Below are 18,922 nucleotides of genomic sequence, written 5' to 3'. Positions count from 1 at the left end.
AAAAAAGGCAAAGCCTAAGGCGCCAGTTGCCAGGTCCAGGCGTTAGATAATTAGCCCTGCGGCTTGCCATCCCCCTCCGACGGCAGGCGGATCACATGCGGATGCGCCGGCGGCGCCAGGGGCGAAGGCTGCTCGCCCGGCTCGACCCGATACAGATGGGTGATCACCTCGCGCACCCCGCCGTCCTCGTCGTTGTGCACGATCATCGAGCCGGACTCGCGCATCCGCGCGAACTTGTCCTCGCTCAACCGGAAGCTGCGGCTCAGCCCGTCGTCGCCGACCACCGGCGGGGCCAGGCGCCGTTGCGCAAAGCCACGGCTCTTGCGCTGCTGATAACGGGCCCAGGCGATCAGCACCAGCGCATTCAGCAAGGCCACCCACAGGTAGATCTGCAGGGTGTCGAGAGCCTTGAAGAACGAAATGTCGATGCGCGGGCCGGCGTGGCCGTCGAACATCGGCCACAGCCCCTCGACCAGCAGATACAGGAGGCCGGCCCAGGCCAACAGGGTGACCAGCGTATCGATGAGCACCATCAGGGGATGCTGGCGGGTCTTGATGATTTTCATGCTCACACCTTCTGCTTGTCGCCATCGAACGGCTTGATGCCCCGGTCCGGGCTGACCCAGCGGGCCCGCCTGCCGGCCTGGCCGAACAGCACCCGGGGAAAGCTGACCAGGGTGGTGAACAGGCTGATGAGCCAGAACACCAGGGGGTACCAGATCACCCAGAACATGATCTTCCACAGGTCCCGTTCATAGCGGCGGTCGATCAGCACACTGACCGCGAACTGCCCCAGGCAGACCACCGCCAGCAGCAACCCGGTAAAGGCCGGGGGCAGGATGCGCTGCACGTTGATCGCCTCCGGCAGTTCGATGAACAGGCCCAGGCAGTAGAAGATGATCGACAGCACGAAGGTGAACGCCCAGCCGGTGGACAGGCAGTACTCGAACAGCAGTGGCCACAGGTAGCGATGGCGCCAGTGCCAGATGCCGCGCACGTTCTTGAACAGCACTTCCGCCCCGCCCCGGGCCCAGCGCAGCCGCTGCTTCCACAGCCCGCGCAGGGTTTCCGGCATGAGGATCCAGCACAGCGCCCGAGGCTCGTAGAACACGCTCCAGTGATCGAGCTGCAGCTTCCAGCTGATGTCGATGTCCTCGGTGATCATGTCCGGGCTCCAGTAGCCCACCCGGTCGAGCGCCGTGCGGCGGAAGGCGCAGACCACCCCGGAGACCGTGAAGATCCGCCCGAACACCCGTTGGGTGCGCTTGATCAGGCCGATGATCGAGGAGAACTCGCCGACCTGGACCCGCCCGACCAGGGTCGAGCGGGTGCGGATCCGCGGGTTGCCGGTGACCGCGCCCAGCCGCGGGTTCTGCAGCAACGGTGCAACCAGGTAGGCGGCGGTATGCGGCGCCAGCAGCGCGTCGCCATCGATGCACACCAGGTACTCGCTGCGAGCCGCCACCGCGCCCATGCTCAGGGCCACCGCCTTGCCCTGGTTCTGAGCCAGGTGAATGACCCGCAGGCGCGGGTCCTGCAGCGCCAGCTCGTCGAGCATCTGCCCGGTGTTGTCGCTGGAACCGTCGTTGATGGCGATCACTTCGATGTTCGGGTAATGCTGGGCCAGTGCCGCGTCGATGGTCTCGGCAACATTGTCGCCCTCGTTGAAGCAGGGGATCAGGATCGAGATCAGCGGCTCGCCCGGCAACGGCGGCGGCAGGGTATCGGCCTCCCAGGGCCAGTGCCGCTCCCAGTGCAGCCAGAAGTACAGGCCGCCGGCCATCCACAGGCCCGACATGAACAACGGGTAGAAGAACACGAAGTCCATCAGGAATTGCCCGGTGACCAGGAAAATCACGCCCAGGGGAAAACCGAGGACGAGCGCCAGGACGATCAGTGCCACGATTCGATCCATCATGATCTTAAGGATTCCACTTGTTGGAAAGTGCCGGACGCACCACCTGCACGGCTGGGCGGCCATCGAGGAAGTTGTCCGGGTAGTAGCCGAAGCTGGTGGCGCCCTTGCGCTTGAGCTGGCCCATCCATTGCACCAACTGTTCGCCGTCCAGATCCTGCGCCGGCTGGCTGCGCCAGTCCCGCGCCTGCAGTTCGAACACCGTGCGCTTGAGGGCACCGGGGCGCTGCCCGACCTTGTCGACCAGCGCCTGCAGCCAGTCGGCCGCGTGCCGCTCGCTCTGCCCTTCCATCAACGGCATGGCCATCGGCGCGGTCCAGTCGTAGTTGGCGAGAAAGTCATCGAGATTCTGCGCGAACCAGGCCTCGCTCTGCGGGTTCAGTACCGGTTCGGCGAACAGGTTGCGCGCGGTCTGCACCTGCGGCCCGCGAATGGCCCGGACCTTGGCGGTCAGCTCATGGGTGAAGTCGATCAGGTAGCGGCTCTTGAAACGCGCCCAGCGTTGCAACGTGGCCGGATCGTCGCGCAAGGCACCGATACTGCCCGGCAGACCGGCGGCGGCGTAGGTCCGCAGCGCCTGCGGGCTGGCATCCTCGAAGTCGGACAGCACGGCATCGTCGTGATAGAGGATGCCGTCGACCGAGGTCAGCCGGGCCAGGTCCTCGTAGATCTCGCCGACCACCCGGCGTACCTCGGGGTCGAACGGCGACAGGCGCCGATACTGTTGTGGATCGACCGCAACCTGCCCGGTGGCCGGGTCCCAGCGGCTGACCCGCGGCAGCTTTTCATCCAGGGCGAAGCTGAGCACCGGCATCCAGGCGAACACCTGGACATGGGCGCGGGTGCGCAACTGCCAGGCGACCCGGTCGAACAGGTCGGCACGCACCGGCAGGTGCCGGTTGGGGAAGTACAGTGAGCGGGCCAGGCCGTCGCCCGTCGGGTCGGCGAAGGCCTGCAGGAACACGGTGCTGGCGCCCAGGTCGGCGATGCGCTGCACCAGCCGGCCGAGGTTGGCCTCCTGCTGGCCCGGATCCGGGTCGTAGACATTGTCCAGGTCGACATGTACCACCCGCATCGGCACGTGGTCCTGCATCGCCACGACGCTGCTGGCGAAGTGCACCAGATCCGGGTCGGAAGACACCAGCAGGCGCGGGCTGTTCAACAGTTGATCGAGGCTGTCGATACCGTCATCCAGGGTCAGGGCGACCTGGTAACCCTGGCTTTCGATCACCTTCAGCGCCGTGCCATCGGCGACGCCGTAGGGCCAGACCCAGACCCGTGGCGAGTACCCGGTGGCCGCGCGGATCTTCGCCGAGATCGCCTGCACGTCGGCCCGCAGGCGCGCCTGGAACTCGGCCTCGCTTTCATAGCGGCCGGTCTTGGCGTCGTAGCGGCGGGTCGCCGCCGCCGGTTGCAGGTTGCCCTGGGGGTTGGCAAGCACGCCCTGGTGGCTGGCATTGGTGTGGGCGGCGATTTCCACCAGCCCGGAAGCCGCCACTTCGCGGATCTGGGCCCAGGTCAGGAACTGCGAGCGCGGGCGCAGTTGGCCGGCGAAATCCACCGGTTTGTCCGCCGGGGTGTCGATCCACACACCGACCGGCGCCAGCACCGCCGGCCAATGATAGCTGCGCAGCAGCGGCATCACCCGGGTGTAGAAGCTCGAGTAGCCATCGTCGAAGGTCAGCAGCACCGCCTTGGGCGGCAGCTCCGGGCCGCCGTTGCGCGCCGCCAGGATCTGATCCACGCTCACGGGCCGGTAGCCGTTCTCGCGCAACCAGGCCAACTGGTCGACCAGCCGTTCGGTGCGCACCGCGACGACTTCCTGGTCGGGGTCGCGGTCCTGGACATCGTGGTAGGTCAGGCTCAGGAAGTGGTTTTTCGGCCAAGGCGCCTCGTTGGCCGGCACCGGCCGCTGCGCCGGCGCGACGAACTCGGCCGGAGCCTGCGCGCAGGCTCCGGCCAGCAAGGCTCCCAGCAACAGGACGCAACGCGTGATCAGAAGCATCATCCACCTCGGCTAGAAGCGGTAGGTAAGGTCCAGGAGCAGGCGCACGTCGCGCTCGCGTTCACCGTCATAGGGTCTGCTGATCCAGCTGAGGTTGGCCCCGGCCTCCAGCACATCGTTCCAGATCACCCGCTGGCCATAGCCCAGCAGGGCAATCGCACCGGTGGAATGATCGCGCTGGCTGTAGCTGCCGGCACCGACCTGGAACTGCTGGCTCCACTGGGTTTCGTAACGGTGGTACAGCACATGGTTGATATTCACCGTCGGCAGCACGCTGAAGTCGGACTTGGGATTGAAGTACGGCACGTCCTCGTTCTTGCTGTTGTGGCTGGCGCCGACTTCCAGGCCCAGGTCCACTTGCACGTGGGCGGTGCTGTAGAGGCCCTCGCGCCCGGTGAGCAGGTATTCGGTGCGATGGTTGCCGTCGCTGAAATGCGACGGGGTGATCGCCAGTTTCCATTCGCGGCTTTCATTGGCCCGCCAGCGCAGGAAGGCGCTGGCCGAATTGGCGCTGATGTCGTTCTTCAGGGCGCGCAGCGGTGTCGCCGCCGCCAGGCGTTCGAGGCTGCCGCCGTACTGCCAGTGATCGTCGATGTCGAAGGCGGCCGATAACCGGGCGCCGAGCTTGTTGCCATAGCCATAGGACTGGTTGGAGATCTCGGCCTGCAGGGTCATGTCGCGGGAGCGGTTTTCCACCCCCAGCCGCTGCCAGCGGCGCCGGGCATCACCTTCGGTGAAACGGCCGAAGGCATAGCCGGCGCCGGCGAACAGCCGCCAGTCTTCGTTGATCGGCGGGCTGTAGAGCACGCTCTCGATACCATAGTCGCGGCTGCCGGTGACCGCGCCGGCGCCACTGCTGCCACCCCCGAAACTCCGGCCGGTGTAGCCCTCGACCCGCAGTTCGGCCATGTCGTGGACCTCCCGCTGCCGTGCCAGGCGCTGGACCTGCTGGTTCTCCGGGAAACGCGCGACGACGTCATCGGTCAGCACATCGAGCTGGCGCCACTCCTGCAGCGCCAGGGCGGTATTGGCCTGGGACAGCTCGAGGCCCAGGTTGCGTGGCAGTACGCTTTCGGTCTCCTTGTTGAGGGCCTCGGCACGTCGTGGCCAGCCACGGGCCAGATAGGTGTCGGCCTGGGCGACCCGCACGCTGACGTTGCCCGGGGCCTTGCTCGCCAGGGCCTCCAGACCCTGCTCGCTGGCGGGCAGGTTGCCGTTGTGCTGGCCCATCTGCGCCGCCAGTTGCTGGGCGTCGATCCACTCGTCATTGGGTACGCCGATGGGCTGGCCCTTGAGCTCGAGGCGGGCCTGGGTGGTCCTGGCCAGGTTTTCGGCGACCTCAAGGGCCTCTTCCGGCCGATCGCTTTCGATCAGGGCGTAGGCCAGTGCCGAGGTATCGTCCACCCGGTCGGCCGGATCGGCATCGGGTGACGCCAGCTCCTGACGGTACAGTTGCGCCGCGTTCTCCGGCTGCCGAAGCGCCAGGTAGGCCGCCGCCACCCAGCGCTGGGCGTAGGTCGGAAGCGTCACGCCGTCATCGAGCAGCTTTTGCTGCTCGGTCAGCACCTCGGCATTACGCGAACGGGCCTTGAGCGCCCCCAGACGGTCGATGCGCCAGCGCACCAGGTCGTCATGGGCCTGCGGGTCCGCCGACCAGGTGGCAAACAGCCGGTCGTAGTCGGCCAGGGCCCGATCGGCCACCTCAAAACGCTCCCGCTCGGTGCGGCTCGGCCGTTCCGCCAGGCGCACCCGCTCAGCGGCCAGTTCGCCTTCGAGACGACGGGTCGCGGCCGCGTCGAGCAGCCCGGGATGCCGCTCGGCCAGGCGCAGGGCCGGCTCCGGCAGGCGTGCCCGTTGCAGGGCGAATACGTATTCGCGCAATACCTGGGGCTTGTCCGGAGCGCGGGCAAAGGCCTGGTCGTATTCGAACAGGGCATCGCTGTCGGCGCCCGAGCGGGTCAGTGCATAACCCAGCGCCATGTGGCCCGACGGGTCGCCGGGGCGCCGTGCCACCTGCTCGCGGGCGCGGCGTATCGCGTCCTGGGGATTGCCGTCATCGGCCTCGGTCACCGCCAGCCCCAGTTGCAGGTCGATATTGCCCGGTTCGCGCTCCAGTGCCCGGCGATACAGGCGCTCGGCATCGTCCCAGCGTTTCAGGTTGCGATAGGCCCGGGCCACGGCGCCCAGGGCCTGGGAGGGCAGGACGCGCTGCACGCCCTGGGTTTCGTAGACGCTGACCACTTCGGCATCCAGCCCGGCCCAGCTGGCGATCTGCAGATGGTCGCTGACCTGCCCGGCCGATTGCCGGGTCGCCGGCAGTTGCCGCAGGAACGTCAGTGCCGGCGTATAACTGCCGTCACGGGCCTGGCGGATCAGCTGATCGTAGGAGGTATCGGCCTGCGCGGCGAGTGGCCACAGCAGTTGGCTGCACAGCGCCACACCGAGCAACGGGCGCAATCTGCCGCCTGGGCAGAACAGGGTATTACGCGGCATATCGTCCAATTCCCGAAGGCAGCCGGAGTCCAATGCTCCCGCCTGTTCCAGACGGGCAGGACGGGGCCTCATGACAGCAGGCGGAACCCATGGTTCCGCTGTCTTTCAGGAAGGGTAGACGAAAAAAACGGGGGCAGGATCCAGAGTGGAAGGGCATCGGCCAGGACGGCCGATGCCGCGTTCGAAACGTTACTCGGCCGCTTCCGCGCCGCCCAGGCCACCGGCCTTGGACATGATCAGGGCAATGAAGTCTTCCACCGGCATTTTCTGTCCGTTGAAGTCCACCTGGCCTGCGGCATAGTGCAGCTTGGACACGATATCCATGCCCTCGATGGTCGCCATCTCGGTGGACAACGCCATGGTTCCGGCCATCTCACTGGTCATCGACGCCTGCTGGGCGATCAGCTTGGGATCGGTCTGGCCTTCGAGCAGCGCCTGTACGCCGGCCAGGTCGGCGATCATCGGCTTGGACAGCGACAGCTTGGCGTCCAGCTGCGAAACCAGTTGCTTGCCCAGTTCCAGCGGCGGCAGTTGCGTGGACGACGGGTTGTCCAGATTCACCTGCAGGTTGAAGCGGCTTTCACCATTGGCGGTCTTGAACGACAGGTTCTCCACGGCGATCTGCGGCTTGCCGGCCAGCAGTTTCCTGATGTCGGCCTGGGCCTTGATCTGCTGCTCGGCGCTCAGCTCGGGCACCGCCGGGGCGTCTTCACCCTGGGTGGCGGCCTGTTGCATGGCCTTCAGTTCGGCCCGGTACATCTCGGTCAGCGAACGCACCGCCGGGATATCCAGGTTCTTCGCGCTCAGGTTCAGTTTCGCGCTGCCCACCGACTTGCCGTTGTAGCCGATGTCGCCGACGGTGTAGTCCAGACGACCGGACAGCACGTTGCCGTTGGCCTCCAGGTTGTCTTTCTGTTCGAAGTCCTTGACCGTCACCACCACCGGTTGCTCACCATAGGTGACCTTGGCACTGCTCAGCTCCAGGGTGTTGCCGCCCAGGTAGAAACCGAAGTCGCTGCGGGTCAGGTCGCTGGCCACGGTGAAACCGCCGAGTTCGACCGACACCGGGCCGTCCTCTTCGGACTGGCCGGTGATCTTCACGCTGTCCATGTAGCCGTTGGCCTTGATCTTCGCACCCTTTGCGGTGCCGGCCACGTTCAGGTTGAGCCCGGAAAACTTCACCGTGCTCTTGTCGTCCGGGGCGAAATCCAGCGGGATCAGTTCGATGTTGCCGTCGACCGAACGGTCGTAGCCCAGCGCGACCATACCCTTGAGCGGTGCGGCGCCCTTGGCGGCATCGAACCATTTGGCGGTCAGGTCGTTCTTCTCCAGCTCGTAGTTGCTGTTGAACATCACCGGCGCCAGCTTGAACGACTTCAGGCGCGACCATGGCAGCGGACCGTGCTCGATGTGATCGACGAACAGCAGCTCGATGTCCTGGTTCTCTTCACTCAGTTGCAGGTTCTGCAGCTTGAGCCGGTAGTGCGCGGTGCTGGTGAACAGGTTGCGCTCCAGCGACACCAGTTCGATGCTCGCATTCGCCCCGCCGCTGTTCAGGGCTGTCTTGAGTTGGGCGTTGGCCTCCTGGATGGAGCTGTTCAGCGCTCCTTCCAGCTGATTGCCGGTGTACCAGGCACCGGCGGTGCTCAAGGCACCCACCACGACGACAACCCCCAACAGCAAGCCTGCTGATTTATTCATGAATGACCCGATCAGATATCCGTTGTGTTGAAAAATGCTGGTCTTCCCTGAACCCTTGACCGGGTTCGGCTCGACGGCGCCCCGAAAGCGCGCAGAGTAGCATTTGCACCAGGATGGACGCACCTGCCGACCTCGCCTCGGCATGTGACGCAGAAAGCAAAATGCACGCAAAGATACCGCTCGCCCGGCGGACACGCCGGGCGACGGTGGATGAACCCCGGGCCGAAGACCCGGTGACGGACGGGCGAAGACTCAGGAGTATTGCAGTTCCATCTCGTCCAACTGGTGATCGAAGGTTTTCAGCCGGGCGGTCCAGGTATACACCAGCACCTCGAAGTCGCGGTTGATCACCACCCCGTCCGGCGAGTCGTTACGCGGGTCGCAGACGTCCAGCTGATAGCGCTCACGGGCCATGGCGCTGGCCACGTCCGCCAGCTCGCGGGCGTTTTTCAGCCAGTGGCGCTCGTCGTGGGCCACTTCCCGGTCGAGTTTCAGGCATTGGCTCTTGAGGGTCTCCAGGCTTTTCTCCAGCGGCGTGCCGGTCAGCTCGCCCATGACCTCCTGGAAAGTCCGCCCGGGCTGCCAGTAACTGCCCCAGAAATAGCGGTCGAACACGGTTTCGACCCGGCGCAGGGCAACCTTGGTGTCCCAGACCAGCACCAGGGTCTTGCTCTGCGACAACTGTCGCTTCCTGATCTGTTGGGTCTGGTAGCTGGCCCAGGCCACTACCACGATGGACATCACGGCGATCAGGGCACAGACGCTGTCGAGGAACACCAGCGCCTTGTCGATCTGGTGGGCGAGCATCACGCCATAGAAGTACGCCGCCGACAGCAGCACCAGGGCGACTACCGCACACCAGAAACCGGGAGCATAAGGGTTTTTCATTATTAGAATCCCCATCAGGCCACGCCGGCCGCGCCAGGGGATTCACCCGAAGCCCCGAACCAGCGGCGGCCAGCCGCTAATTCAGAGCATAGCAATGGACTTGGCGTATCGACGGACGACCGAAGCTCGTTCGTCCGAAGTTCTTCTACCGGGCCGGAAGTGGGTTCATGCACACACGGGGATGAGAACTTTCTGCGTGTTCTCATTGCTCGCGGCGTCTTTCATGACGAACTCCAGCTCATGTTCGTGGCCGGAATCGGCAGGTATCAGCACCTGGCAGTGCATGTACTTGGCAGACGTCCCATCAACCGGAATCACCTTCCCTCCCGACCGGACAAGAACCCCCTGGGGGACCGGGAAGTTGATCCCGTCATCATCGACCCGGAACAGCACTCCAACCGTCTGGCCCGCCTTGATCACGCGCGAATCGAGACGCAGCTCACCCAGCCGGGGGATATCCGATTGCGCGGCAGGTCGCGGTGGAGTCAGGTCCAGCACGTCTTCAGAGGCAAAGAATCCTGGATGGCGCTCCGTCATCAGCAGGTCTTCCACCTGCTCCTTGATGTGATGCCCCAGCCACTCCTGCATTTCGAGCATCCGGGTCTGCATATCCTGCTGATTTCGCAGCAACGCGGTGCGCAAGGCGTTCAACTGCTGGAGCTCCAGTCCCCGCTCGATCCGCTGGCTGTCCAGCGCCGAGATCGTCTCCTTCATTTCCCCATCACGCTTCTGGATGAGATAGACGCACCAGGCGATAACACCGGAGGCGATGATGCTGATGACCGTACAAACTACCGAAAGAGTATCGGAATCCATGTTCTGCTGATTTCCCGAGAGTGGCTGACCCGACAACGATTATACGGGGTCGTCATACCGGATCCCGATTCACTTGCCAGCGGTTGCGGATGTACTTTCCCACCCCCCGCCCAGCGCCAGGAACAGCTCGATCTGACTCATCGCCACCTGGGTGTTGGCAGAGGCCAGTTGCGCGCGCATGTCGGTGTAGGTGCGGGTGGCCTGCAGGTCGGCGAGGAACGACGCGCGGCCGGCGGTGAAGAAGCGGTGCGTCTGCTCCGCGGCCAGCTTGGCCGACTGCTCGGCATCGGCCAGGGCATCGCGGCGGTCGAGTTGCGCGGTGTACTGGGCCAGGCTGGTCTGGGTCTCGCGGATGGCGTTGAGCACCACCCCGTCGAAATGCGCCAGCACACCTTGAGTGGTCGCCTCGGCTTCGCGGATACGGGCCCTGGCACCATTGGTCGGTACCGTCCAACTGATCGCCGGGCCGAACCCCCAGCGGTTGGTCGAGGGTTCGCCAAGGTCCTTGGCGAAGCCGACCGTGCCAAGGGTGGCGCCAATGCTGATGTTCGGATACAGCTCACCCGTGGCGACGCCAATCCCGGCGGTCGCCGCCGCCAGCCGGCGTTCGGCCTGGCGGATGTCCGGACGGCGCTTGAGCAGTTCGGCACCGTCGCCTACCGGCAGCAACTGGGCGATATGCGGCAACTGGGCGCAATCGGCGACACCGGCCGGCAACTGATCGACGGGTTTGGCCAGCAGCATCGACAAGCGGTACAGGCCGGCCTGGCGCGCCGCCGTGTAGCGCGGCAATTCGGCGCGCAGGGACTTGAACTGGGTCTGCGAGCGGGTGACCTGGGTTTCGTCGCCGCGCCCGGCATCGCGCAGGCGCTTGGTCAGCTCGGTGCTCTGGGCCTGCAGATCGAGGGAGTGTTCGGCGATCTCACGCTCCTCGTTGGCCGCGCAGATCTGCGTATAGGAACGCACCACGTCGGCCACCAGGGTGATCCGCGCCACGTCGCCCGCCGCCTGGGTGGCATCGGCATTGGCCTTGGCCGCCTCGATGCCACGCTGCAGGGTGCCCCACAGGTCGAACTGGTAGGAAGCGGACAGCGAGATATCGGCGACGTTCGCCACCGGCACCTTCTCCGCCAACAGGAAGGCCTGCCCGGATTCCTGCAGGCGTTGCGCGCCGGCCTTGATGCCGGCACTGAAACCACCGGCGGCCTCGGCCTCGTCCACCTGGGCCCGAGCCCGCGCCAGGCTGGCCGCGGCGACCCGCAGGTCGGTGTTGGAAGCCAGCGCCTGGCGAACCAGCTCGTTCAATCGCGGGTCCTGGTAGAGCCGCCACCAATCGGCCGGTACCGGCGCCGAAACGACGTTGTCGCTCTCACCGGCGATCGAACCTTGCAAGTCCTTGCGCTGCATCGCCGCGTCAGCCGGCAGGTGATAGTCCGGACCGACCATCGAGCACGCCGACAGCAACAGGCCCAGGCCCAGGGTCGTTACCTTTGCCAGCGGTTTCATTTCGAGGCCTCTGGCTTGGCTTGCGGCTTGGCCGTGTCCTTCGCGGCGTCGTCGATGATCGAGACGGTGGCCGTGCGCCCGGCGATCATGCGGAAATCCTCCGGCACCTCATCGAAGGCGATGCGCACCGGGATACGCTGGGCCAGGCGCACCCAACTGAAGGCCGGGTTGACGTTGGGCAGCAGATTCGAGCCACTGGTGCGGTCACGGTCCTCGATGCCGGCGACGATGCTCTCGACATGACCGCGCAGGCGGGCATTGTCGCCGATCACGCGGATATCCACGCTCTGGCCGACATGAATGCCGTCGAGCTTGGTTTCCTCGAAATAGCCGTCGATATGGAACGAGGCGCTGTCGACCACCGACAGCACCGGACGGCCGGCGGTGACGAATTCCTGCTCGCGCGGCGCGCGATCGTTGACGTAACCGTCCACCGGGCTGCGGACCACCGAACGGTCGAGGTTCAGTTGCGCGGCATCCACCGCCACCCGGGCTTCGGCCAGGGCCGACTCGGCCCGCGCCACCCGCGACTGGCTTTCTTCCAGTTGCTCGCCGGGTACCAGGTTGCCCAGGCCACGGTTGCGCTTGTTCTCGCGCTGCGCCTGGGCCAGGGTCTCCTGGCGATCGGCGACAGCCGCCTGGGCCTGGCGCAGGGCCAGCCTGAAGCGGTCCTGGTCGATGCTGAACAGCACCTGGCCACGCTTGACCGGCTGGTTGTCGCGCACCTGGACCTGCTGGATCAGCCCGGAGACATCCGGGGCGATCTGCACGATATCGGCGCGGATATGCCCGTCGCGGGTCCAGGGGGCGAACATGTAGTACATCACCATGCGCCAGATCACGAGACAGGCGAAGGCCACCACGAGCAAGGTCAGGACCACGCGGCCGATGGTCAATATAGGTTTTTTCATGTCATCAGGTATCGACTGAACGAATCCACAACGCCCAGCAACAAAGCGTAGAGACCGACGTTGAACAATGCCCGGTGCCAGACCAGGCGATAGAAGTGGATGCGCGTCAACAACTCGTGCACCACGAGGTACAAGCCATAGGTGATGCCCATCAGCACCAGTAGCGTGGGCAGGAACACCCCGCTGATATCCACGTCACCGATCATAACGGCACTCCATTGATCCCATAGGGCACGTTGTCCGACTGATCGCCGCTGTCGACGAACTCCACGCCGGGCAGCAGCGCCAGGCGCAGTCCGCTCAGGGCGTGCAGCAGGTGTCGACGGGTTTCGCCGTCGTCCAGCCCCTGGGAACTCAGGGCCCGACGCGTGCGGTCCAGCGTCATCAGCAAGGGCGCGGGCGCCGGCAGGCGCTCGCGGGCCTTGAGGCAGGCGCGGAAATACTCACCGACCTCCTCCACCACCTGCTTGAGCAACACGTTGCCCACACCGATCACCCGCGGGGTATAAGCCAGCAGGTCGAGCAGGTTGAGCGCGACCCGCAACTCGCGCAGCGCGGCCCCGGTATCCTGGCCGGTCAGGGCCAGGCGCGGCAGGTGCTGCATCAGCCGGTCGAGCATCTTCACCCCCATGTGCCGGTGTTCGGCCAGGGTCGCAGGCTCGGTCAGACGGACGATGTCGCGCCAGCTGAAACGGGTCAGGCGCTTGCTCGCCAGCTCGGCGCCGAAGGGCCGGACCACCAGGGTCCAGACGAAGGCGAACAGCAGGCCTACCGGCCCCGCCAGGTTGGCGTTGGTGAAGTTCAGGAAGTCCGCGTCATAGGCACCGGAAATGCTGATGAAGGACGAGGTGTTGACGATGGTCAGCAGGGTCCCGAGGTAGAACGCCGGCTGCAGCGTCAGGGTGCCGACGCAGATGAACGGCACGGCGAACGCCAGCACCAGCATCGGGAAATCGTGCAGATTGGGCAGCACCACGAACAGGTAGAGGCTGGCGAAGATCACCGACATCGCGGTCCAGAAGAAGAACCGGTAGATCTGCGGTGCAGGGTCGTCCATCGCGGCGAAGAAACTGCAGGCCACCGCGGCGAGGATCACCGCACTGGCACCGTCGCTCCAACCGGTCAGGATCCACAGCACCGAGGCGACGGCGATCGCCAGTACGGCGGTGCCGGCCGAATAGAGCATCAGGCCACGGTCGATGAACGGCGACAGCCGCGCCAGCCGCCAGTGACGGTAGACCGCACGCCAGTTGTCCTGGCTGTCGCACTGGATGGCCTCCTGCAGGCTGCGCAGGTCCTGCCAGAGGTCGATCCACTCGCCAAGGCGATAGAGGGCGTTGGAGAACAGCAGTTGTCGGCGATCATCGAGTTCGACAGCGCTCGGCTGCAGGCTGTCGACCTGGGCGCGCAGGGCCTGCCAGTGTTCGTGCGGTGCGCCCCGGGCGGTGCTCTCCAGCCAGGCCTGGGCCGCCGCCAGCAACGGCTGGAACCGTGCGACCAGCTCCGGCGTGCGCCGCTCCAGGGCATACAGTGCATCGTCGAGGGCATCGACCACCGGCAACAGGTGGATCATCCGCCCGCGCAGTTCCTTGGCATTGCGCACCATCTGCGGCCGGGCGCCCTCGTGGCGCAACTGGCCGATCATCAGTTCCAGGCTGTTGAAGGTCGCGACCATGGCCGAGCGCAGGGCGCTGACTTCATCGGTCTGCACGTTGCGCGCGAGGAACTTCTGGCTGTAGCTGGAGGCCGAGCCGAACCACTTGCCGGCGGCATCGAGCAGCACCGGCGCCAGCCGACGCGGCCAGAATAGGCTACCGACCACTGCGGCGACGACGATGCCGAGGAAGATCTCCTCGGTCCGCGACACGGCGATGTCGAACACGTTCAGCGGGTTGTCCACCACCGGCAGGGCGATCATCGGCATGGTATAGCCGGCCAGCATCAGCGCGTAGCTGTTGGCGGTGCGCAGGTGCAGCGAGAGGAACAGCAGGGTGCCGGTCCAGAGCGCGACCACTATGGCCAGCAGGAACGGGGTCTGCACGAACAGCGGCACGAACAGCACCGCCGCCGCCGCGCCGAGGAAGGTCCCGACCGCCCGGTACAGCGCCTTGGAACTGGTGGGGCCGACGAAGGGGCTGGAAACGATGTACACCGTCGCCATCGCCCAATAGGGCCGCGGCAACTCCATCAGCAGCGCGATGTACAGCGCGATCATCGACGCCGCGAAGGTCCGCACACCATAGAACCAGTCGCGGGCCGGCGGCATGCCTGTCCAGAAACCTTTCAAGAGTCCGCCACTCCCGACGCCTGCCCGGCGGCCTCGAAGGCGCGAATCACCCGCAGCGCGGCTTCCAGGTCGGCCAGGGGCAGGTCGCCCAGCACCTCATGGCGCAGGCGGACCAGCTGCTTTTCGATGTCGTGGAACAGGCTCTGGCCGGCCTCGGTCAGGCCGAGGGTCTTGGCCCGCCGGTCGCTGGGGTCCTCGGTACGCTGCACATAGCCGGCACCGCACAGTTGATCGAGCAGGCGCACCAGCGACGGACTCTCCATCCCGGCGATCTGCGCCACGGTGACCTGACGCACGCCGGGGCCCATGCGGCCGATGATCAGCAGCGGCATGGCGCAGGCCTCGGAGATGCCATAGTTGGCCAACGTGGTCTGGCAGACCCGCCGCCAGTGGCGCGAGGCGAGCACCATGCCGGTGCAGATAGTCTGCTGGAGCTGTTCGAGGGGCTTGGACACAGGAGGATTCGCATAATGTTAGTTTGCTAACTATCAATATCGCGCATCGATCAGGATTTCGTCAAGCTTTGAAACAAATTTGTGATTTCAGCCGCCGCGCCCCTTCCTCAGCAGCACATTCAACTGATCGATCACTTCGGCCCAATCGGCGTCCTTCAGCACTTCATTGCGCAGGAAGTCGGCCTGGGCCTGGCTCCAGAAAAACGCATCGGCCAGGTGCAGCTCCGGCTTGAGGGGGGAATGGGCGGCGATGAATTGGTCGATGCTCACCGCGTCGCTGGGCAGGCCCAGTTGCTCGAACAGGGCGGTGAGGCTGTGGGTCGGGGAATCCATGGACATCTCCAGTTATCGGGGGAAGTATCGGGCACGGCGTTGCGACAGGCCCGCACCCATCAATGGAGGGGACGAGAAACGCAAAGGTTCAGTGGCCTGTCTTGAGCGCCGGGGAACAGGGCGCCATGGCCAGCCATGAATAGAAGTCTAGGCCGTCCGGCGCCGGGTGCATCTGAAACCGGATCGGGGCAGGCGCGCTTGTGTCCTTGAGCGGACTTTCGAGGGGATTCGTACCGCAGATCAGGCCAGGCGCAGCCGCTCCAGGGCCTGGTAGGGCGCATCGGCCCAGAAGGACACGCGTTGCCTGAGCCGCTCGGAAGCCTCCCGGTGCTTGTCCTGGCTGTCGGGCACGAAGGCCTGGTCCGGTTGCTTGGCATGCTGCCCGGTCACGGCAAACACCCGGCGGCGCTCCCGGGCATCGAGTCCGAAGAACTCGCCCAGATACCCCTCCAGCGCCAACGGCAGTTCGCGGTAGTTGACCGGCAGCCCGCCCAGGGCCTGGCAATGCTGCGCCGCCCACTGGAACATCCGCCCCAGGCGCGCGGCGATGTAGTCCTCCCGCGAGTCGTCCTGGCCGGACGTCTCCAGGCAGCTTGCGCCAATCATCCCCGGCACCATGTGCATGCCTGCCCGGCGCCAGTGGGAGACGGCAATTTCCAGGGGGTCGCGGTACACGAACAGCCACGGCGTCTCGGGAAAACACTCGCGCAGCAGCGGCAGTTCGCCGATGTTCCAGGCATCGAGCTTGATCACCAGCGCCCGCTCGTCGCCATGCCGACGCTGCCCATAGGCCGCCAGCAGGCCACGCAGTGCCGCACGACGCTCCTCGGCATCGAGTTGGCCACGCAACAGGCTGTCCAGCGGCGGCGGTTCGCTGACCACGATGTGCTCGTCAAGCTGCGCCAGCATCTGGCAGAGCAGGGTCGAGCCGCAGCGCGAGGCGTGGTAGATGAAGGCCGTCGGCGCGACAGCCGGCATCCGCCATTCGCTGAGCGCCGCCAACGGGGTTTCCCGACGGAATGCCTGGTTGAACGGCAACCGCAACGCCTCGTCCACCGCATCACGAAAGAACGGCTGGGTCAGCCTGCGCTCACCGAACCAGCACCAGTCCACCCGCCAGTCGCCGGCCTGCTGCCAGATTCGGATCGGCAGCCAGTGCTTCAGAAGCTCCATTGTCGACTCCAGGCGTTACGCCCCTGGCGCATCGCCGCACGCAGGTCCTCGCGGCCGAAACGCAAGCCGCGTTCGGCCGCCAGTGCCAGTGTGCAGGCGATGAAGGCTTCGGTGTCTTCCAGGCCCTGCAAGGCCTCGCACAGCGCCGGCTCGCTCTCCAGCAAGGCCCGGAACCGCGCAAGGTCGCCGGCCGCCCGGCCAATACCGGCGGCCGGCGTGGTCGCGAGGCCGGCGGCGATCTGCTGGTCCAGCCAGGCCTCGGGGCGACAGTCGAGCACCAGGTGAATGCGTTCGCCCTCCCCCCAGTTATCGACGCTGTGGGGCCGGGCCAAGTCGAGGAACCAGCACTCGCCGGCATTCATCGGGATACGTTGCCCGTCGAGCATGAAATCCACGCCGGGCGGACTGAGCAACGGAATATGCAGGCGCCGGTCCGCGTCCGGTGCGCCCAGGTCGTAGTCGCGATGCTCATGGATGCGCCCACCCGGCCCGAGCCGCAGCAAGCGGGCCGAGCGAATCGACAGCGGCAGATCGAGGGCGCAGGCCCAAGTCGCATCCCGCAGCCAGGGTTCGCGCTCGACCGCCACACCGGCTCCGTGGCTCAGTTCGCCCCGCGCGTCAGCCGGGGAAATCAGCGCCACGCCGCTCCAGTCGCCGTCGTAGTAACCGGTATTGAAGTGCGGCTTCCAGGCCGCCTCGGGAATACGCGCAAGCGCCTGCAGCAACGGTGGCAGGGCCAGCGTGACCGGCAGGCGGGAGAAGGCTGGCAGGCTCAGGACATCACCCCGGCGCGATGCCCCTGAAGGCCCTCGCGCAGAAGACGATGGGGGCTCCTCCGTGGTACCAGCAAGTTACTGCTGCACCTTGGCATCGGGCGCTGGCGTGCTGATGTTCCCGGCTGCCCACTGCGACTCGCGGCTGGCCAGGGCACTGGCAATCGCCTGAACCTTGGTCGAGAAGACTTCCGGTGGCAACGGGTCCAGGCCCGCACTGGCGAAGATCTGCCCGTAGGCGTTACGCAGGTCGGCATAGGCCAGGTCGCGGCGCAGGTCGGCCTGCAGGTTGTTCAGTTCGCCCTGGATCAGCTCCAGCTCGCCGATGCCCGCGGCCTGGTGGCGGTTACGCAACTGGCCGACGATCTGCCCGTCGATGCTGGAGAGTTTCTGGCTGGTCTTGAACTGGCGCAGCGCCTCGCGGTAGTTGGCGTTGGCCACGTAGAGCTGGGCCAGTACGGCGATGGACATCGCCTGGCGCCGGGCACCGGCGACTTCCTCGCCGGCCTTGGCCACGTCGATGGCGGCTGGGGCGGAGATCACGTTGAACAGGTTCCAGGTGACCTTGACGCCGTAGTCGGCCCACTTGTCGTTGACCAGGAACGAGTTGCTGTCGTAGTGCCCGCCGGCCGAGAACTCCAGCCCCGGCAGCAGGCGCAGCATGGCCTTGCGGGTCTCGTTGGCGCTGATACGGGTCTGGTAATCCTGCTCGCGCAGCTCGGGACGGCTGGCCAGGGCCTCCTGCTCGAGCTTGGCCATGTCGACCTTGAGCTCGGGAATCGCATAGTCGTCGGTGGTCGCCAGGGTCAGGTTGGTGCCCAGCGGCAGGTTGATCAGGGTCGCCAGTTCGGTCTTGGCCAGGGTCAGCGCCTTGCGCTGTTCTTCCAACTGGCGGGTGGCCTCGATCAGCGCACGCTGGTAGCCCAGGGCCTGGATCGGGTCGCCGATGCGCTGGTCACTCATCTGCTGGCTGTTGTTCTGTGCCGCCTCGACCCGCGCCATCAGGCTGTCGATCTGCTTGAGCAGACGCTCGGCCGCCACCGCCCGCCAATAGGCCGAACGCACGTCCTGGACGATGGTGTTGATCACCTTGCGCCGACGTTCCTGGACGATCAGGCGCTGGTCACCCTGCTGCTTGGCATTGATGTAGCTGACGCCGAAGTCGAGCACGTTCCAGACCATGGTCAGGTCGGCGACGCGGCGATCGCGGTCCTGGGAGGTCGACGGTTCCAGGGATTGGCTACCGGTCTCGACACTGCGGCTACTGGAAGCACTGACATTGTTGCGCCCGGCATAACCGGCCGACAGCGCCATGCGCGGCAGCATGTCGAAGCTGGCGAGGTCCAGCTGACGCTTGGCCAGGGCCTCCTCCATGATCTTCAGACGGCCTTCGAGGTTGTACTTCACCGCGCGGGCCATGGCCTCGTGCAGGGTCAGCGGGCCATTGAGCGGCTCCTGATCCTTGTACATGTTCTGCAGATCGCTTTTCGCCCGTTGCTCGCTGACGCTGCGATCGATCGGTTGGCTGGTGACGGCACAACCGCTGACTACCAGCGCCAGCAGGCTGACGCTGAACAACTTCTGACTTCTTCTCATCCCTAGCATCGCCCCTGACTGCCGCTTTTTTCTTTATGGGCGCCGACGCGTGTCGGCGCGGATTGCCAAT

General features: G+C 65.8%; 16 protein-coding genes. All 16 read right to left on the bottom strand.

Annotation, left to right across the window (positions count from 1 at the left end):
- Window positions 1-50: 50 nt before the first annotated feature.
- The 16 genes from pgaD to ACMGT0_RS01740 all read right to left on the bottom strand — a co-directional run bounded on the left by pgaD (window position 51) and on the right by ACMGT0_RS01740 (window position 18,852).
- Window positions 51-566, bottom strand: a complete 516-nt coding sequence (pgaD, locus tag ACMGT0_RS01815; RefSeq protein ID WP_054061359.1) for a poly-beta-1,6-N-acetyl-D-glucosamine biosynthesis protein PgaD — start codon at window positions 564-566, stop codon at window positions 51-53.
- A 2-nt stretch (window positions 567-568) separates the two neighbouring features.
- Window positions 569-1,918, bottom strand: a complete 1,350-nt coding sequence (pgaC, locus tag ACMGT0_RS01810) for a poly-beta-1,6-N-acetyl-D-glucosamine synthase (protein WP_054061360.1) — start codon at window positions 1,916-1,918, stop codon at window positions 569-571.
- A 4-nt stretch (window positions 1,919-1,922) separates the two neighbouring features.
- The gene (gene pgaB, locus ACMGT0_RS01805; protein ID WP_416771254.1) at window positions 1,923-3,920 is read right to left on the bottom strand and encodes a poly-beta-1,6-N-acetyl-D-glucosamine N-deacetylase PgaB; all 1,998 of its coding nucleotides are present in this window, start codon (window positions 3,918-3,920) and stop codon (window positions 1,923-1,925) included.
- A gap of 12 nt (window positions 3,921-3,932) precedes the next feature.
- Window positions 3,933-6,413 (bottom strand): poly-beta-1,6 N-acetyl-D-glucosamine export porin PgaA, encoded by a 2,481-nt coding sequence (pgaA, locus tag ACMGT0_RS01800; RefSeq protein ID WP_416771252.1) that lies wholly within the window; start codon window positions 6,411-6,413, stop codon window positions 3,933-3,935.
- A gap of 189 nt (window positions 6,414-6,602) precedes the next feature.
- Complete coding sequence (locus tag ACMGT0_RS01795) at window positions 6,603-8,114, bottom strand: YdgA family protein (RefSeq protein ID WP_054057378.1); 1,512 nt, start codon at window positions 8,112-8,114, stop codon at window positions 6,603-6,605.
- 252 nt (window positions 8,115-8,366) lie between these two features.
- A complete protein-coding gene (locus ACMGT0_RS01790; RefSeq protein WP_054057377.1) occupies window positions 8,367-9,002 on the bottom strand; it encodes a hypothetical protein in 636 nt (211 codons plus the stop codon).
- 165 nt (window positions 9,003-9,167) lie between these two features.
- Window positions 9,168-9,818 (bottom strand): hypothetical protein, encoded by a 651-nt coding sequence (locus ACMGT0_RS01785; protein ID WP_054057376.1) that lies wholly within the window; start codon window positions 9,816-9,818, stop codon window positions 9,168-9,170.
- 69 nt (window positions 9,819-9,887) lie between these two features.
- Entirely contained in the window at window positions 9,888-11,324 is a 1,437-nt protein-coding gene (locus tag ACMGT0_RS01780) for an efflux transporter outer membrane subunit (RefSeq protein ID WP_054061966.1), read from the bottom strand.
- Window positions 11,321-12,235 carry an efflux RND transporter periplasmic adaptor subunit gene (locus ACMGT0_RS01775; protein WP_416771249.1) on the bottom strand — a complete coding sequence of 305 codons (915 nt, stop codon included), beginning with the start codon at window positions 12,233-12,235 and terminating at the stop codon, window positions 11,321-11,323. The genes ACMGT0_RS01780 and ACMGT0_RS01775 overlap by 4 nt, the downstream gene beginning before the upstream one ends.
- Window positions 12,232-12,441: a DUF1656 domain-containing protein gene (locus ACMGT0_RS01770; RefSeq protein ID WP_054057374.1), complete on the bottom strand. Its 210-nt coding sequence runs from the start codon at window positions 12,439-12,441 to the stop codon at window positions 12,232-12,234. Before ACMGT0_RS01770 ends, ACMGT0_RS01775 begins: the two co-directional genes overlap by 4 nt.
- The gene (locus tag ACMGT0_RS01765) at window positions 12,438-14,522 is read right to left on the bottom strand and encodes an FUSC family protein (protein WP_416771247.1); all 2,085 of its coding nucleotides are present in this window, start codon (window positions 14,520-14,522) and stop codon (window positions 12,438-12,440) included. The genes ACMGT0_RS01770 and ACMGT0_RS01765 overlap by 4 nt, the downstream gene beginning before the upstream one ends.
- Window positions 14,519-14,932, bottom strand: coding sequence for a MarR family winged helix-turn-helix transcriptional regulator (locus tag ACMGT0_RS01760; RefSeq protein WP_054059117.1), 414 nt, complete (start codon window positions 14,930-14,932; stop codon window positions 14,519-14,521). The genes ACMGT0_RS01765 and ACMGT0_RS01760 overlap by 4 nt, the downstream gene beginning before the upstream one ends.
- A gap of 132 nt (window positions 14,933-15,064) precedes the next feature.
- Window positions 15,065-15,310 (bottom strand): DUF2789 domain-containing protein, encoded by a 246-nt coding sequence (locus ACMGT0_RS01755; RefSeq protein ID WP_054059116.1) that lies wholly within the window; start codon window positions 15,308-15,310, stop codon window positions 15,065-15,067.
- Between the two features lie 240 nt (window positions 15,311-15,550).
- A complete protein-coding gene (locus tag ACMGT0_RS01750; RefSeq protein WP_416771245.1) occupies window positions 15,551-16,483 on the bottom strand; it encodes a sulfotransferase family protein in 933 nt (310 codons plus the stop codon).
- Window positions 16,471-17,259, bottom strand: coding sequence for an aspartyl/asparaginyl beta-hydroxylase domain-containing protein (locus ACMGT0_RS01745; RefSeq protein ID WP_416773393.1), 789 nt, complete (start codon window positions 17,257-17,259; stop codon window positions 16,471-16,473). Before ACMGT0_RS01745 ends, ACMGT0_RS01750 begins: the two co-directional genes overlap by 13 nt.
- A 75-nt stretch (window positions 17,260-17,334) precedes the next feature.
- Window positions 17,335-18,852 carry a TolC family protein gene (locus ACMGT0_RS01740; protein ID WP_416771243.1) on the bottom strand — a complete coding sequence of 506 codons (1,518 nt, stop codon included), beginning with the start codon at window positions 18,850-18,852 and terminating at the stop codon, window positions 17,335-17,337.
- Window positions 18,853-18,922: the final 70 nt, after the last annotated feature.

The sequence above is a fragment of the Pseudomonas sp. RHF3.3-3 genome (assembly GCF_048069595.1).
GTDB classification, from domain to species: Bacteria; Pseudomonadota; Gammaproteobacteria; order Pseudomonadales; family Pseudomonadaceae; genus Aquipseudomonas; species Aquipseudomonas fuscovaginae_B.
The sequence above is the reverse complement of the archived record's forward strand: the minus strand, read 5'-3'. Positions and strand labels throughout refer to the sequence as shown.

Bases quoted from the DNA above. Each gene is read 5' to 3' on its own strand.
- pgaD (WP_054061359.1), bottom strand. From the start codon at position 566: ATGAAAATCATCAAGACCCGCCAGCATCCCCTGATGGTGCTCATCGAT.
- pgaC (WP_054061360.1), bottom strand. From the start codon at position 1,918: ATGATGGATCGAATCGTGGCACTGATCGTCCTGGCGCTCGTCCTCGGT.
- pgaB (WP_416771254.1), bottom strand. From the start codon at position 3,920: ATGCTTCTGATCACGCGTTGCGTCCTGTTGCTGGGAGCCTTGCTGGCC.
- pgaA (WP_416771252.1), bottom strand. From the start codon at position 6,413: ATGCCGCGTAATACCCTGTTCTGCCCAGGCGGCAGATTGCGCCCGTTG.
- ACMGT0_RS01795 (WP_054057378.1), bottom strand. From the start codon at position 8,114: ATGAATAAATCAGCAGGCTTGCTGTTGGGGGTTGTCGTCGTGGTGGGT.
- ACMGT0_RS01790 (WP_054057377.1), bottom strand. From the start codon at position 9,002: ATGAAAAACCCTTATGCTCCCGGTTTCTGGTGTGCGGTAGTCGCCCTG.
- ACMGT0_RS01785 (WP_054057376.1), bottom strand. From the start codon at position 9,818: ATGGATTCCGATACTCTTTCGGTAGTTTGTACGGTCATCAGCATCATC.
- ACMGT0_RS01780 (WP_054061966.1), bottom strand. From the start codon at position 11,324: ATGAAACCGCTGGCAAAGGTAACGACCCTGGGCCTGGGCCTGTTGCTG.
- ACMGT0_RS01775 (WP_416771249.1), bottom strand. From the start codon at position 12,235: ATGAAAAAACCTATATTGACCATCGGCCGCGTGGTCCTGACCTTGCTC.
- ACMGT0_RS01770 (WP_054057374.1), bottom strand. From the start codon at position 12,441: ATGATCGGTGACGTGGATATCAGCGGGGTGTTCCTGCCCACGCTACTG.
- ACMGT0_RS01760 (WP_054059117.1), bottom strand. From the start codon at position 14,932: ATGGTGCTCGCCTCGCGCCACTGGCGGCGGGTCTGCCAGACCACGTTG.
- ACMGT0_RS01755 (WP_054059116.1), bottom strand. From the start codon at position 15,310: ATGGATTCCCCGACCCACAGCCTCACCGCCCTGTTCGAGCAACTGGGC.
- ACMGT0_RS01750 (WP_416771245.1), bottom strand. From the start codon at position 16,483: ATGGAGCTTCTGAAGCACTGGCTGCCGATCCGAATCTGGCAGCAGGCC.
- ACMGT0_RS01740 (WP_416771243.1), bottom strand. From the start codon at position 18,852: ATGAGAAGAAGTCAGAAGTTGTTCAGCGTCAGCCTGCTGGCGCTGGTA.